Genomic DNA, 12,810 nt, shown 5'->3' on the forward strand with positions numbered 1-12,810 from the left:
CGCAAGCACACAATCCGGGCACTGTTGCTTGCATGTCACAGGTTAGGTCGGATCGATCAAACCATGCGCACGCAAAGCATTCAGTACCGCTACGATAGCGGCCCGTGCTGGCGCATCAACCACCGACCCCCCTTGCGGTTCCGCAATGCGGGAGAATCTTTTTCCAACCACCTGCAATCCTTCGACGAACACCCTGCCCCGCAGCTCTCCGGCGTGCCAGTCTCCGCCATAAAAGGTAGCGAATTCAGTACCTTCCTCGATCCATACGGTCAGCCCTTCGCGGGGTTGCACGAAACGCCATCCGCCGTCGGTCCACCCGGCAAGCTGCCCCGCCTTCCCCGCCCACGCCCCCATAGGCGCCGAACCGACCCGCCAGCACTGCCCGGGCTGGGGCGATGCCGGCGGTGTGTCCGCAATCGCGACCATGGCGGGCTGCACCATCAGGTCGAGCAGCGTCAGCGCCTCGTTATGGGACATCTCCTTCTGCGCCTGGCCGGGCTGAAGCAGGGGCAGCTGATGCCGCGCAGTAAGCTCCGTCATCGATTTTCTCCTAACGATTACAGTTGGATAACCCCCGGTAGCGACAGCCCCAGCGCGCCGATCTGGCGGATCCGGGCATGCGTCGCACCGGCCCACAGCGCGGCCTCGGCCACCCACGCGGCCTGGGTCGATTCGGCGCTGCGGATCACCTCGCCCCCCGCCAACAGCTCGATACGGTAGCGCTCGGCCTCTTCGCCCAGCGGCGCGTCGATTCCATCGGCCCAGTGCCACCCGTTTCTGCTGCGCCGCACCCAGGATAGGTGCAGTGCACCATCCTGGCCCACCGCCGCGCGCAGATGGACCGGCGCGGGGGGCACCAGCGAGGCGCCGGTGATCGCCGCCGTGACCGAAACGCCACTACCCGCATCGCCGATGCCCTGCGCGATCAGCCCGGCCGTGCCGCCCGCCAATCCGGTCGGCAGGTCCAGCACGGTCAGCGCATCGCGCGCGATGCAGACGAACCGGTCGCCCGGCCGCTGCGTCCCGATGGCCGCCTCGGTCCCCCGCCGCCCGCGCCACAATCCAGTCAGCCGCCAGCGCGCACCGCCCAGCGGCACGGCGCGCGCGAACTGGAGCAATTCGTCGCCCACCATCGCCAGATTGGCGCCCGCCTGCATCGCGGCGGCGTCGGCATCGCCCAGCACCATCGCCGGATGCGCCAGTTCGACCACCAGCGTGTTCACACGGTCCTCGAATGCCACCGGCCCCGCGCCCGGCGCCTCCACGATCCGCCCCAGCACCCCCGGCGCCGCTGTCGACCCTGCCGGCGCCCAGCTTGCGCCGCCATCCACGCTCAGCAACAGCGCGGCGCTGCGCCACCCGGCGCCTTCGCCCGCCGCCGCGATCGCCAGTCGCGGCACGCTTGCCAGCACATCGTCGAGCAGCGGCATCTCGAATGCCTCGATCCGCGTCGCCCCCGCCACGCGGTCCGGCGCAGGCGACACCCGCCCGTCGCTTGCGGTGGCAGGCGGCGCCCCCGGCGCCACCGCGACGCATTCCAGCGCCAGCACCATGTCCTCCAGCGTCCAGCGATCGACGCGCCAGATGCCCCCGGCGTCCGCGATCGTCACCCGCGCGCCGGGCGCCAGCGCCAGCGCATGCCAGGGCAGGTACAGCGTCCGCCGCTCGCGCTCCGCCTCCAGCCGGGCCAGCGTCGCCTCAGCCATCGTCTTGGCCGCGCCCGCATCGATCGCGGCAGGCAGCTCAAGCCGCGTCTCGCGCGTGCCGGCACCCGGACGCACCGCGCGCTGCACCCCCGCCTGATAGTCGCGCGCGGGGTCGTAATAGGTGAGCGTCACCGCCTTGGCAGTGGCATCGGCGCTGGCGATCGCGCGCACGCCGCGCGCCCCCTTGCGCCGCGCCCCCGCGCCAGGGTCGGTCAGCGGCACCGCCGGCCCGTCGCCCCGGCACAGCGTCAGCCCGCCCACGCCGCTGCGGAACCATCCCCCCGCCGCGCCCGCCAGCGTCTCCGCCACGGCGCGCACGCTGGCGCCATAGGCCGAAAACCCGCCCAGCGGCACGCCCCCGCCCTCCGCCGCCAAGTCGCCGTCCGCCAGCGTCGCCAGAATCGCCCCGGCATCGCACGGCCCGGCATCGGCGATCACTTCAAAGGTGAGCGAGGGGATGCGATTGCCGAAATCGCCCAGTTCCAGGTCCTCGAACACCGCATAGGCGATGCCCCGATGTGCAGGGGCCAGTGCGGCCCCCTCCGCCGCCACGATCAGCGGATCGGCGGCCTGATCCTCCCCGCCCAGGTGCAAGCGAAACCCGGTCTTCGCCTTGAAGTCCCCCGCCGCCCCGCGCAACAGCTTGCCATCGGCCCAGATCCGCCCCACCCCCAGTACCGGTCGCGCCGACAGCGCGACGGCGAAGCTGGCGGTGTAGCTATACGTCGTCGTGGTCGCCCGGCCCTTGCCCCCCTGGCTGCTGCGATGCTCGACCAGGTCGGTCGCCCAGATCACCGATCCGGCGACGCGCATCGTTCCGAACAGCTTCGGAATCTGCGTGCCATAGGACGAGCTTTGCACGCGCAGTTCGTTCAGCCGGGGCCCCTCGCGCCCCTTGGGCTTGAACAGCACTTCGCGGTCGAAAATCCCGCCCACCGCGCCGCCGATCGACGCACCGATCGGTCCCCCGATGGCGCCGCCGACCACGGTCAGAACCACGCTCGCCATATTATTTCCCCTGGTTTGTCCGCCCCAGCTCTGTTCGCCCCAGCTCTGTTCGCCACCGCCCGAGTATCGGCCACGGTGGCGCGCCGGGCCGCTCGACCACCCGGCGCAGCATCGCATCGGCATGGACGATCCCGTCGCCGGTCCAGATCGCCAGATGCAGCTGCCCCGGTCCCGCCGCGAGCAGCAGCAGGTCGCCGGGCCGCGCATCGTCCGCCCCGACCAGCCCCGATGCCGCAATCGCCGCGCGCACGCGCACCGCATCCCCGGATCGCAGCGCGTACCCCTGCGGCACCGGCCCCGCGAATCCCTCGGCCCGCAGCGCCAGCGCCGCCAGCCCCACGCAATCCAGCCCGGTATCGGGATCGCGCCCATGCAGCCGGAACCGCGCGCCGATCGCTCCGCGCGCCGCCGCGACCGCGCTCATCCGCCCGGATACCGCGTCAACAGGTCGATGCCGGGCAGATAGGGCTCGCCGCGAAAATTGAGCGCATTGCCGAAACGCGCCGCACAGGTCGCAAGGCTTTTGTCGCACCCCTCGTGCACCTCGACCAGCGCGCCCAGCGGATCGTAGCGCGGCGGGCGGCGCAGCGTCACCTGCGAGCCTGCGGATACTGCAATCGCATCCTCCAGCCCGCCGTTGCGCCCGCCGAACCAGCGCAGCCGCCCGCCGCCCCATCCGTTCGCCACCGGCTCCACGGCATCCAGCGTCAGCACCGCCCCCGTCACCGCCGTCACCCGCGCGAACCGCCGCCGCCCGGCCATCGCCACCCGGCACCGCGCATCGCCCAGTTCGGCGCGGCATTCGGGCGAAGTCTCTTCCACCACCGGCCCCTCCAGCCGGGTCGCGACCCCGCGCAGCTCGGCGGTCAGCGCGCCGTCGCGTGTCTCGACGCTGCCGATCACACCTTCGCCCAGCGGCACGCCGGCGTCAGGCGCGGTCCAATCGGTCGCGAACACTGCCACCGCCGCCCCGTCCCATCGCCCGGCGAGCAGGTCGTCCTCGCGGATCGCCGCGCTGGTCAGCGCGCCGGCCACGTCCATCGTCCCCGCGTCGAGCGACGCGCTGCGGCTGATCGCGCTAGGCGTCATCCCCGGCGCCGCGCGATAGACGAGTCCGTCGATCTCCAGGTCGCGGTCATGCGCGGTCAGCCCGATCGTCACGCCGTCGCGCCGCGCGATCCGCCAGCACAGCGCCAGCGTGGTCAATTCCCCCGCCAGCGCGCTCATCGCCGTATCTCCACCAGCGGCACCGAAGCCGCCACCCCGGCCAGAAAGGTCGAACGGCTGACGCGCAGCTGGTCCTCTGCAAAGCGCACCGGCACGTCGAACACGAACGACGCCGTCACCACCGCTCCGGCAGCGGGCGCCACGTCCAGCGTCACCACGCCCTCCGGCCCCAGCGTGAAGCCTTGCGTCTCCACCCCGTCCACCGCCACCCGCACGGTCCCCGCCACCGGCAGCGTGATCCGCCGCGCCACCCCACCATAATGCCGCACCAGCGCGAATGCCGTGGCGGTGCCGTCGCCGGTCCCGATCGGCTCATCCTCCCCCTGCCAGTCGAACGGGTCGCGCAGCCGGAATCCCCGCGCCGGCCCCATCCGCGCACGAAAGAACGCGAGCAGCGCGGCGATGTCCGCCTCCGATCGCACCCCCGGCCCCACGTCATAGCGGGTGCGCGCCTCGGCCCATTCGGCGTTGCGCGCCTCGTGCCCGCCCGCGCTGGTTACGATCGCGGTCGATACTTCGGGCGCCACTTCCGCCTCGCGGCCCAGCGCGATCGGGAACAGCACGTCGTCAAACGCCTCCACTTCGTCCTCCTCGGGTTCGATGTCGAATGGGGTAAAGCCGTCGCGCAGCACCTGCGGCAGCGCCCAGACAAAGGTGTCCGCCACGCCCCGCCGCCGCGCCACGGCCGCCGCCTCGGCAATCGCGCGCCACTGGTGCCGGTCCTCGGGGCGCAGCACGAAACCCGACAGATAATGCTGGTCCGCCACAGGATAGCCCAGCCGCGCCTGCGCCGCCGCGACTGCCCGGGCGCTCGCCGCAGCATTCCCCGCCGCCGCCCAGTCATAATCCTCGAGCTGGAGCACATCGAACGCCGGCGCCGCCCAGCCGACCGGCATGTTCGCCCGCTTCGCCTCGGGCATCGCGGGATCGAGCACGGTCGGCAGATAGGTCAGCAGCAACACTTTCGCCCCCGGCGCCGCCGCACGCACCGCATCGCGCAGGCCCAGTGTCGACGCCGCCAGCAGCGCCCCCGCCGCATCCAGCACCCCGGCATCGGTCGCGCCGCGCAGGTTCTGCGGCGCCGGATCGCCCAGCGCCGCCCGCGCGGCATCGTCATGGATGCACAGCCGGCCATCGGCCATCACCCACCACCACGGCTCGCCCACCTGGAACTGCACCGCCAGCCCCGCCGCCGCAGCGATCCCGACAAATGCCGTCGCGACGCTGCGCAGATACGCCATCGCCCCGGCATGCGCCGGCGACAACAGCGTCGAAGGCGGGCTCCACCCGGTCAGTGCCGGGCTGCCGTCCGCCGCGCGCTGCTTCCAGTCGCCCCAGCAATGCGCGTCGAACAATTCGTACGACAGCGACCAGATCACGCCATAGCCCAGCGCCTTGGCGCGCCGCGCGAAATCGCCATGCCACGCCGCGCAGGGGCCATTCAGCACACCCCCGGCCAGGCTCACATAATAGCCGCCGCCGCTGCCCTCGAGCCGGAAATAATGGCTCATCCCGACATAATGGAGAATGTCGCCGCGATAGCCGAGGTGCAGCATGTTACGCAGCAGTCGCGCCGGCGTCAGGTTATAGCTGTCGTCATAGCCCCCGGCGATGCGCAGCCCATGTTCGGGCACCACCACATCCCCGATCGCCAGCACTGCGCCCGGCCCCGCGCACGCAATGTCGGACAGCTCCGCCCATGCCTCGACCGGCGCCACCAGCGCCGCATCCGCAGCCGTGTATCCGGCCGGCACCAGCGATACGAACATCCGGTCCACATCCCCGGCAAACACGGGGTCCGCCTCCCCCGGCAGCGCGAACCCGCCGTCCAGCGCGGCAAAGTCGATCGACACCACCGCATCGGTCGGCGTGCCTTCCGCATAGTTCCACAGCCGCACATACCAGGCGCGCGGGGCGCCGCCCGCATCGCGCCCCTCGATCGTCAGCACCGGGCCGTTGACGGCGTCCAGCGCCACCACCCCGGCGGACCGCCAGCGAAACCGCAACCGGCACCCGCGGAAATCACGGCTCGTGTCGTAGCGCAACAACGGATGGTCGTGCCGGTCGTCGGCCTCCCAGATCAGCCCGGCCAGATCGTCCTGCCGATAGAACACGGCATCCACCCGCAGCGCATCGGGTGCGGTCGTGACCACGCTCGCCATCATCGGACGCGGGAAATTGACGGTCCAGTACATCGGATCGAAGCGTGAGATCGTCCCCGTCGCCTGCCCCTCCCGCCCGCGCGCCAGCCACCATCCCATCACTCCACTCCCGCCAGCGCCGCCTTCACTGCGCGCGCCACTTGCCGGCTCGATTGCGCCAGCGCGCGCGGAGCGGCATCGCTTGCGGCATTGACCGTGATCGCCACCCGCACCTCGCGCCCGCCGCTGCCGGCAGCCGGCGCGACGGCCCCCGCGCTGGTCGGCACGAACAGCTCGGGTCCGCGCTCGCCCACCCAATAGGGGCGACCGGGGCTCACCGGCCCGCCAGTCGCGCGCCCCGGCGCGCCGAGCAGGCTGCCCAGCAACCCGCCCAGCCCGCCACTCCCGCCGCCCAGCACCGCATCGATCCCGCCCTGCAAGGCGGCGGACGAAATCTGGTTGAGCACCGACAGCGCGACGCTGCGCAAATCCTCGAACCCGATCTTGCCCGTGCGCACCGCGCGGCCCAGCGCGCCTTCGATCGCGCGCCCGGCCCGGTCGACTCCGGCCTCCAGCGGCCCTTCCAGGCTCCCGCGCATCTCGGCCACGTCGCGCGCGAATGCGGCGGTATCGGCACGCACCGACACCACCAGCCGTTCGATTTCTTCATCCATCGGGAAATTGCTCCTTCAGCCGCGCGAGCATCGCGCCATCGGGCGGGGTGACGTGGCCGTCCCCCCGCGCGGCATGCACCAGCGCGGCAAGTTCGGCGGGCGTCGCGGCCCAGAACGTGGCGGGGCTCCACCCGAACGCCAGCCCCGCCGCCCCTGCCAGCCGCCCGGCGGCATCGGCGAAGCCCTCGTCCTGAGCCTGCCGAAGGCGAGTCACCGCCCCGCCAATATCTGGCCAATCAGCGTCTTGAGCGCGGGCATGTTCGCCGCCAGCCCGCGCGACGCCACCGCATCGGCAAAGCGTGTCCGGGTCAGCCCCTCGGGCACCTCGGCCAGGCAGTGCCAGAACAGCGCCACCATCTCCGACAGGCTCAGCCGCCCGTCCGCCGCGCGCTCGACCATCGCAAACAACGGCCCCACTTCGCCCTCGGCGGCGACCAGCGCCTGGAAACTGGGGCGCAGCACCAGCTCGGCGCCGCCCACGCGCAGTGCGGCCTCGCCCCGCACGGGATTTGCCGCGCTCATGCGCTCACCACCGGGCCACTGCTTTCCAGGCTCAGCGTATAGCTGCGCTCGCCGTTGAAATCCCCGGCATAGTCCAGCCGCGTGACCAGGAACCGCCCGGTCATGGTCTCGCCGCTCTCGAAGCTCAGCCGGTAATCGTCCAGCGTGCCCGCCAGCGCATTGGCCTTGACCCGCATCTCCGCCGCAGAGCCCGTGAACACGCCCGCGCCCGAAACGCTGACGGAACGCACCCCCGCCCCCGACAGCAATTCGCGCCACCCGCCCGAATCCTTGGACGTGATGACCACCGTCTCGCCATTGACGCTCAACTGCGTCGTCCGCAGCCCCGCCACGGTCGCATACGCCACCGGATTGCCGCCATTCCCGACCTTGAGCAGGAACGCACTACCCTTCTCCGCCGCCATTTCGCTTCTCCTGTTTTGAGTATTTTCTCCCCTCCCGCCTGCGGGAGGGGCCGGGGGAGGGTGAGTGCGGGAGGCAGGCGAAGCGGTCCGAAGAGAACCGCCACGTCGCACCCTCCCCTAACCCCTCCCGCAAGCGGGAGGGGGACAGACAAGCCCCCGCCGCCGCCGCCCCCCTCACGAACTCCGCAGCATCCGCACCCGCCATTCGCTGCTCGCGACCCAGCGCCCCTCGCCTTCGCGCAGGATGCGGCTGCGCAGCAGCACCAGGCTCACCACGCGCCACCCCTCGCCCAGCACCGGCGACATCGCCGCCACCGCATCCTCCGCTGCCCCCGCCAGCGTCCGCAGCCGCACCGGCCGCTCGCCGCTGTCGAACAGCCGCACGGCGATCCGCCCCTCGCGCCCGGCCATGTCCTTGGTCCCCCAATCGACCAGCACCGGCTCGTCGATCAGGGCATAGGGGCGCGCGGCACGCACCGGCGGGGCATCGAACACGCCCGTCACGGCCAGCGGCGCATGCCCCGCCAGCGCCGCCTTCACCGCGTCCTGCACCACGCTCTGCACGCTCATCGCAGCAATCCTCCCACCCAGCGCAGCGCCGGATCGCGCCCGCGCAGCACGACGCCGTCGTCACGCGCCTCGATCGCCACGCCGGGCGCGTCCTCGCGCACTCGCGCCTCCAGCCGCGCCACGACGCGCGCCACCGCATCCTCGCCGATCGCGCGTCCCCGCGCCTCCAAAGCTTCCATCATGCGCAGCGCCGTTCGGGCCGCAGCCGCATCCGCCGCCATGGGCGCCACAGCGCGGCGACGGCGGCGGGCGGCAACGCCCCCTCGCGCGCCTCGAACAGATGCACCGCGAGCAGCGTCGCCCCTTGCGCAAGTCCCGGCGGCAGCGCGTCCCAGTCGTCGGCCAGCCCTGCCTGATAGGTCACGCGCAGCCGCCCAGCATGGGCAGCACGCACCCACCCTTCGCCCAGCGCATCGATGTCGATCGCATAGGCGCCCACCGCCAGCGGCGCCGTGCTGCCATCCGCCGCCACGGTCTGCACGCCCGTTATCGCGCGCACCGGCGATCCCGCCAGCCTCTGCCACCCCGCGCCGCTCTCGACGGTCTCCGTCATCGCCCGCGCGATCAGGGCCAGCCCGGTAAAGGTCTCCGCCAGCGCCAGCGCGCTGTCGGCAAAGCCGCCGATCGCCGCATCCTCCGCCGCACTCGCGCTGCGCAGCATTTGCCGCACCGCCGCCACCGCGCGCGCGCGATCCTCCGTCCCGAGCACCTGTGTGCCCGGGCCGCCTTGTCCCATCCCCATGTCCGTGTCTCCGGTCAGGCGGCTATGGCCGCATCCTCTTCCCAGGCCACCCGATCGACGATCGTGCCGCCCGCCCGCGCCGCCGCGCAGCCCGCCGGTTCGGGCCAGTCGCCGCCGTTCCAGCTCCCGCCCGGCCCCAGATAGCCGACGACCCAGGCGCCCGCCGCGTCGGTCACGTCCGCGGGATACCAGGCGGCGACCGGCGTCGGATCGGGATTGTGCAGGGCGCAGAACGCCAGATACGCCGCAGCATCCTCGCGCTGCGGAAACACCACCACGCGGCTCATGCGATCCCTCCCCGGTCCTTCAGCCACTGCGCCAGCATCGCCGCCTGCACATCGGACAACAGCGTCGTGAACAGCAGCGCGCTGCACGCCACGTTGGCGAACGACCCCGGCGCCGCCGCCGTCGTCGCGCCCAGCCGGACGCGCGTGGTGCCCGTCGCCAGCCCGGCAACCGCCACGAAGCCCATCGCCTGCCCGTCCACCGCCACACCCAGCCGCGTCGCCTCGAACCGGGCGCGCACCACATGCCGCCCGGTCGCATCGACCAGCGTTTCGGATATGCTCGCAGATGTTGTGCCGTCCCCGGCCAGCGCCATCGCCCGCGCCACTCCGGCGGGCACCGTCCGGTTGACTTGTCGGCTGTTGGCATTGCCGGTGCCGCCATAGGCGACCAACCGGCGGAACGACGTGTCGCTCGCCGGCGTCCGCTGGTCGCCCAGCCACCAGATCTCGCCCGGCGCCGCGCCGGTGGGCAGCGCCGCCGGCACGCCCTCCAGCGTCAGGAAATCGTCGGTCCCGTCGAACGTCACTGCCGCCCGGCCGCCGAAATCGCTCGCCGACCATAGCGGCTTGTACCCCGACACCGTCTGCGTCAGCACCGCGCCACCGACCGTGTCGGTCCAGCCGTTCACGTTCGCGCCCGCCAGCGCCAGCGTGTCGAGCCGCTCGGCGTCCCACAGCGCCAGCAGCGCGGGGCCCAGGATCGCCTGCGGCCCCGCGCGCACCCGCGCCGCGACCTGCCAGCTGGCAAAGCCCAGCCCCAGCATCAGTACAGCGCCAATATGTCGGCGGCGGTGGTGCCGGTGGCGCGCACATATTGCGCGCGGATCGGCAGGATGCTGCCGCTCGCCACGTTCTTCCAGCTCTGGTCGCTGGTGCCGTTCACGCCGCGCATCGCGATCGTGCCGCCGGTGCCGACGAACAACGCCTTGGGAATGTCGGCAAGCGCATTGCTGTCGTGCGGCACCACCGCGACGGCGCGCGTGGCGGGGGCCGAGACCTGGTCCGCCAGGCTCGAAAATGGGTCTGCCATAGGAATGTCTCCACGAAAAAATCCTCCCCCAGCTCGCCTGGGGGAGGGGGACCGTTCGCGCAGCGAATGGTGGAGGGGCCGCCACCCGCGGCGGAAAGGGACGTCAGCTCGCCGCGAACTTCAGCAGCTTGATCGCCTCCGAATTGCTCACCATCCCGCCGACGCGCTTGGTCGCATAGAAGTGGACGAACGGCTTGTTGCTGTACGGATCGCGCAGCACCTGCGTCTCGCCGCGCTCGGCGATCAGATATCCCGCCTGGAAATTGCCGAACGCCACCGACAGGCTGTTCGCGGCGATGTCGGGCATGTCCTCGGCCTCGACCACCGGGTAGCCGAGCAGCGTCGCCGGCTGCCCCGCCGACAGGCCCGGCATCCACAGCAGCTGGCCGTCGCTCGTCTTGAACTTGCGGATGCGCGCCAGCGTCGCCGAATTCATCACCCACACCGCGCCCTGCCGATACGGCGCGCGCAGCGTCTGGACCAGGTCGATCAGCTTCTCCTCGGGGTTCGCGGCAAAGGCGCCCGCCGCCCCGCTCGGCACATATTGCAGCGTGCCGAAGGGCCGCGTCGCGTCGCTCGTCGCCGCGGTCGGCGATTGCAGGAAGCCCTTCGGCTTGTTCACCCCGTTGCCACCCACGAACGCGGCGCCCTCCGCCGCCGCAAACTCGCGCGCCACTTCGCCGGCCAGCCAGTTTTCCACGTCGAACGCCGCATCGTCGAGCATCGCCTGGCTCGCGGCCGGGTTGGCGTACAGGTCGCCCATCGGCGGGGCGACTTCGTTGAACACCGGGGTGTCGGTCGCGTCGCGCGCCGCCGTCTCCGCCGCCCAGCCGCTCTTGAACCCGCCGCTGGCCACCAGCTTGCGGTATCCGCTGCTCCCCACCGTCACGACATTGGCGATCGCGCGGATCGGCGAAATCGCCTTCAGCGTCGCATCAATCGTGGCGTCGATCTCGCGCGGCACGGCATAGCCGCCGGCGGCATCGCTCGCCCCCGACAGCGCCTTGGCCTCGGTCACGGCCCCGCTACGCAGGAAACTGTCGAACCCCGCATCCCCCACGGGCCGCCCGCCCGCAAGCATCGGCCGCACCGGCGGCAGCCCCGCGCGCTCCACCGCGTCGAACGTCGCGTCCAGCGTGTCTGCTTTCACTTCGATCATGTCATTCTCCCAGGCCAAAAGAAAAGGCCCGGTCGGGAAGCATCCCGCCGGGCCTTGGGTATTCGGTATCGTGTCGGTGCGGCGGCGCGCCGCCGGTATTTACAACGGTTCGGGCGGCGTGCCGCGCGTGCAGCATTCGATCGCTTCGTCCAGGATCTGGTCGAACATGTCGCCATCCCCGCCCAGTTCGTCGCGAATCCCCTCCAGCGCCGGCAACAGCGAGGCATCGGCGACATAGGCCGCTGCCTCCAGCGTCAGCGTGTCGATCCCTTCCTCGTCCAGCAGCGCGGCGACGCGCGGCAGCGCGACCAGCGGCTCGCGGATCGCCACGCCGATCAGCGCCTCGAGCGACGCATCGTGATTCTCGTCGTCCAGCCCGGCGACCAGCGCCGCGCGCGTCTCGGCATCGTCGCGCTCAGATTGCGCGAGCAGCATCAGCGCCCAGTCGCGATTCGCCGGATCGGCATCCTGGGTCAGCGCGATCAGCTGCGCGGCGCGCGCATCGGCCTCGGCATCGCCTTCCAGCGGGGGCTCTTCGTCGATCAGGCTGCACAGGAATGCAGAGGTCGGGCGATATTCGGGTTCGTCGGTCATGGCGCCCTTGTCGCAGCTTCCGCCGGGCTTGTACAATGCACAGCATGCACCCGCGCCAGCGGATTCATCGGGCTGGCGACCAGGCTGACCTCGACCAGCTCCAGCGCCGCGATCTCGCGCCCCTGCGGCCCCCGCCGCGCCTGCGTCACCCGGTATCCGAACGACAGCCCGGTCACCGCGCGCGCCAGCACCAGCGCCGCCAGCTCGGGCCGGTCGACGCGCCCAATCACGCGCAGCCCCCGGCTGTCCTCCTCCAGCCGCTCGATCACTCCCACCGGCGCGCCGCGATGCTGCCACAGCAACGGCACCGCACCCGCCCGCGCAAAGGCCCCGCGCCGCACCACGTCGCCGCCGCGATCCGCCACGTCGAACACCGACGCATAGCCCGCGAAGCGCATTACTTGAGCCACCCCGGAAACCCCAGCTTCACCGCCAGCCCCACCAGCACCAGCGCCGCCAGCATCCGCCCGGCCCAGGCGAACGCCGCCTTCAGCGCCGATCGCTTGGCGTCGCGCCACGCCCCCAGCAATTCGCGCAGCTCGCCCATGTCCTTCGCCGCCCCCGCATCGGCCAGCCCCAGCCGCGCCAGCGCCCGCGTAGCGCCCAGCTCCCCCGCCTCCTCGGCGATCGCGCGCAGCGTCGCCAGGTCGGCGCCATCGCCCTCGGCCTGCTCGATCAGCTGGGCCAGCACCAATTCGTCGCTCATGTCCCGCTCCTGTTGCTGTCCGGCCGCCGTGCCGGCACCA

Annotated in this window: 19 protein-coding genes; all 19 read right to left on the reverse strand. The window is 71.9% G+C overall.

Annotated elements, in window-relative coordinates:
- Window positions 1–42 precede the first annotated feature (42 nt).
- The 19 genes from ACG3SL_RS16920 to ACG3SL_RS17010 all read right to left on the reverse strand — a co-directional run bounded on the left by ACG3SL_RS16920 (window position 43) and on the right by ACG3SL_RS17010 (window position 12,770).
- A complete protein-coding gene (locus ACG3SL_RS16920) occupies window positions 43–540 on the reverse strand; it encodes a DUF2793 domain-containing protein (RefSeq protein WP_448662333.1) in 498 nt (165 codons plus the stop codon).
- A gap of 17 nt (window positions 541–557) precedes the next feature.
- Window positions 558–2,714 (reverse strand): phage tail protein, encoded by a 2,157-nt coding sequence (locus ACG3SL_RS16925; protein WP_448662334.1) that lies wholly within the window; start codon window positions 2,712–2,714, stop codon window positions 558–560.
- Between the two features lies 1 nt (window position 2,715).
- Entirely contained in the window at window positions 2,716–3,138 is a 423-nt protein-coding gene (locus ACG3SL_RS16930; protein WP_448662335.1) for a peptidoglycan endopeptidase, read from the reverse strand.
- On the reverse strand, window positions 3,135–3,941 hold the full coding sequence (locus ACG3SL_RS16935; RefSeq protein ID WP_448662336.1) for a DUF2163 domain-containing protein: 807 nt from the start codon (window positions 3,939–3,941) through the stop codon (window positions 3,135–3,137). The genes ACG3SL_RS16930 and ACG3SL_RS16935 overlap by 4 nt, the downstream gene beginning before the upstream one ends.
- On the reverse strand, window positions 3,938–6,202 hold the full coding sequence (locus tag ACG3SL_RS16940; RefSeq protein WP_448662337.1) for a DUF2460 domain-containing protein: 2,265 nt from the start codon (window positions 6,200–6,202) through the stop codon (window positions 3,938–3,940). The genes ACG3SL_RS16935 and ACG3SL_RS16940 overlap by 4 nt, the downstream gene beginning before the upstream one ends.
- Window positions 6,202–6,756: a tail tape measure protein gene (locus ACG3SL_RS16945; RefSeq protein ID WP_448662338.1), complete on the reverse strand. Its 555-nt coding sequence runs from the start codon at window positions 6,754–6,756 to the stop codon at window positions 6,202–6,204. Before ACG3SL_RS16945 ends, ACG3SL_RS16940 begins: the two co-directional genes overlap by 1 nt.
- Window positions 6,749–6,970, reverse strand: coding sequence for a phage tail assembly chaperone (locus tag ACG3SL_RS16950; RefSeq protein WP_448662339.1), 222 nt, complete (start codon window positions 6,968–6,970; stop codon window positions 6,749–6,751). The genes ACG3SL_RS16945 and ACG3SL_RS16950 overlap by 8 nt, the downstream gene beginning before the upstream one ends.
- Complete coding sequence (locus tag ACG3SL_RS16955) at window positions 6,967–7,278, reverse strand: gene transfer agent family protein (RefSeq protein WP_448662340.1); 312 nt, start codon at window positions 7,276–7,278, stop codon at window positions 6,967–6,969. Before ACG3SL_RS16955 ends, ACG3SL_RS16950 begins: the two co-directional genes overlap by 4 nt.
- On the reverse strand, window positions 7,275–7,682 hold the full coding sequence (locus ACG3SL_RS16960) for a phage major tail protein, TP901-1 family (RefSeq protein ID WP_448662341.1): 408 nt from the start codon (window positions 7,680–7,682) through the stop codon (window positions 7,275–7,277). The genes ACG3SL_RS16955 and ACG3SL_RS16960 overlap by 4 nt, the downstream gene beginning before the upstream one ends.
- 174 nt (window positions 7,683–7,856) lie before the next feature.
- Window positions 7,857–8,252: a tail completion protein gp17 gene (gene gp17 / locus ACG3SL_RS16965; protein ID WP_448662342.1), complete on the reverse strand. Its 396-nt coding sequence runs from the start codon at window positions 8,250–8,252 to the stop codon at window positions 7,857–7,859.
- Window positions 8,249–8,434, reverse strand: a complete 186-nt coding sequence (locus tag ACG3SL_RS16970; protein WP_448662343.1) for a hypothetical protein — start codon at window positions 8,432–8,434, stop codon at window positions 8,249–8,251. The genes gp17 and ACG3SL_RS16970 overlap by 4 nt, the downstream gene beginning before the upstream one ends.
- Window positions 8,431–8,994 (reverse strand): head-tail connector protein, encoded by a 564-nt coding sequence (locus ACG3SL_RS16975; protein WP_448662344.1) that lies wholly within the window; start codon window positions 8,992–8,994, stop codon window positions 8,431–8,433. Before ACG3SL_RS16975 ends, ACG3SL_RS16970 begins: the two co-directional genes overlap by 4 nt.
- A gap of 14 nt (window positions 8,995–9,008) precedes the next feature.
- Window positions 9,009–9,281, reverse strand: a complete 273-nt coding sequence (locus ACG3SL_RS16980; protein ID WP_448662345.1) for a hypothetical protein — start codon at window positions 9,279–9,281, stop codon at window positions 9,009–9,011.
- Window positions 9,278–10,045, reverse strand: a complete 768-nt coding sequence (locus ACG3SL_RS16985) for a hypothetical protein (protein ID WP_448662346.1) — start codon at window positions 10,043–10,045, stop codon at window positions 9,278–9,280. Before ACG3SL_RS16985 ends, ACG3SL_RS16980 begins: the two co-directional genes overlap by 4 nt.
- The gene (locus ACG3SL_RS16990) at window positions 10,045–10,311 is read right to left on the reverse strand and encodes a spike base protein, RCAP_Rcc01079 family (RefSeq protein ID WP_448662347.1); all 267 of its coding nucleotides are present in this window, start codon (window positions 10,309–10,311) and stop codon (window positions 10,045–10,047) included. The genes ACG3SL_RS16985 and ACG3SL_RS16990 overlap by 1 nt, the downstream gene beginning before the upstream one ends.
- Before the next feature lie 103 nt (window positions 10,312–10,414).
- On the reverse strand, window positions 10,415–11,470 hold the full coding sequence (locus ACG3SL_RS16995) for a phage major capsid protein (RefSeq protein WP_448662348.1): 1,056 nt from the start codon (window positions 11,468–11,470) through the stop codon (window positions 10,415–10,417).
- A 99-nt stretch (window positions 11,471–11,569) separates the two neighbouring features.
- Window positions 11,570–12,064, reverse strand: coding sequence for a lyase (locus tag ACG3SL_RS17000; protein ID WP_448662349.1), 495 nt, complete (start codon window positions 12,062–12,064; stop codon window positions 11,570–11,572).
- A complete protein-coding gene (locus ACG3SL_RS17005; protein ID WP_448665159.1) occupies window positions 12,061–12,462 on the reverse strand; it encodes an HK97 family phage prohead protease in 402 nt (133 codons plus the stop codon). The genes ACG3SL_RS17000 and ACG3SL_RS17005 overlap by 4 nt, the downstream gene beginning before the upstream one ends.
- A complete protein-coding gene (locus ACG3SL_RS17010; RefSeq protein WP_448662350.1) occupies window positions 12,462–12,770 on the reverse strand; it encodes a DUF6127 family protein in 309 nt (102 codons plus the stop codon). Before ACG3SL_RS17010 ends, ACG3SL_RS17005 begins: the two co-directional genes overlap by 1 nt.
- Between the last annotated feature and the right edge of the window lie 40 nt (window positions 12,771–12,810).

Source organism: Sphingomonas degradans, assembly GCF_053502645.1.

Coding starts and splice junctions, on each gene's coding strand:
- ACG3SL_RS16920 (WP_448662333.1), bottom strand. CDS start 540: ATGACGGAGCTTACTGCGCGGCATCAGCTGCCCCTGCTTCAGCCCGGC.
- ACG3SL_RS16925 (WP_448662334.1), bottom strand. CDS start 2,714: ATGGCGAGCGTGGTTCTGACCGTGGTCGGCGGCGCCATCGGGGGACCG.
- ACG3SL_RS16930 (WP_448662335.1), bottom strand. CDS start 3,138: ATGAGCGCGGTCGCGGCGGCGCGCGGAGCGATCGGCGCGCGGTTCCGG.
- ACG3SL_RS16935 (WP_448662336.1), bottom strand. CDS start 3,941: ATGAGCGCGCTGGCGGGGGAATTGACCACGCTGGCGCTGTGCTGGCGG.
- ACG3SL_RS16940 (WP_448662337.1), bottom strand. CDS start 6,202: ATGGGATGGTGGCTGGCGCGCGGGCGGGAGGGGCAGGCGACGGGGACG.
- ACG3SL_RS16945 (WP_448662338.1), bottom strand. CDS start 6,756: ATGGATGAAGAAATCGAACGGCTGGTGGTGTCGGTGCGTGCCGATACC.
- ACG3SL_RS16955 (WP_448662340.1), bottom strand. CDS start 7,278: ATGAGCGCGGCAAATCCCGTGCGGGGCGAGGCCGCACTGCGCGTGGGC.
- ACG3SL_RS16960 (WP_448662341.1), bottom strand. CDS start 7,682: ATGGCGGCGGAGAAGGGTAGTGCGTTCCTGCTCAAGGTCGGGAATGGC.
- gp17 (WP_448662342.1), bottom strand. CDS start 8,252: ATGAGCGTGCAGAGCGTGGTGCAGGACGCGGTGAAGGCGGCGCTGGCG.
- ACG3SL_RS16970 (WP_448662343.1), bottom strand. CDS start 8,434: ATGATGGAAGCTTTGGAGGCGCGGGGACGCGCGATCGGCGAGGATGCG.
- ACG3SL_RS16975 (WP_448662344.1), bottom strand. CDS start 8,994: ATGGGGATGGGACAAGGCGGCCCGGGCACACAGGTGCTCGGGACGGAG.
- ACG3SL_RS16980 (WP_448662345.1), bottom strand. CDS start 9,281: ATGAGCCGCGTGGTGGTGTTTCCGCAGCGCGAGGATGCTGCGGCGTAT.
- ACG3SL_RS16985 (WP_448662346.1), bottom strand. CDS start 10,045: ATGCTGGGGCTGGGCTTTGCCAGCTGGCAGGTCGCGGCGCGGGTGCGC.
- ACG3SL_RS16990 (WP_448662347.1), bottom strand. CDS start 10,311: ATGGCAGACCCATTTTCGAGCCTGGCGGACCAGGTCTCGGCCCCCGCC.
- ACG3SL_RS16995 (WP_448662348.1), bottom strand. CDS start 11,470: ATGATCGAAGTGAAAGCAGACACGCTGGACGCGACGTTCGACGCGGTG.
- ACG3SL_RS17000 (WP_448662349.1), bottom strand. CDS start 12,064: ATGACCGACGAACCCGAATATCGCCCGACCTCTGCATTCCTGTGCAGC.
- ACG3SL_RS17005 (WP_448665159.1), bottom strand. CDS start 12,462: ATGCGCTTCGCGGGCTATGCGTCGGTGTTCGACGTGGCGGATCGCGGC.
- ACG3SL_RS17010 (WP_448662350.1), bottom strand. CDS start 12,770: ATGAGCGACGAATTGGTGCTGGCCCAGCTGATCGAGCAGGCCGAGGGC.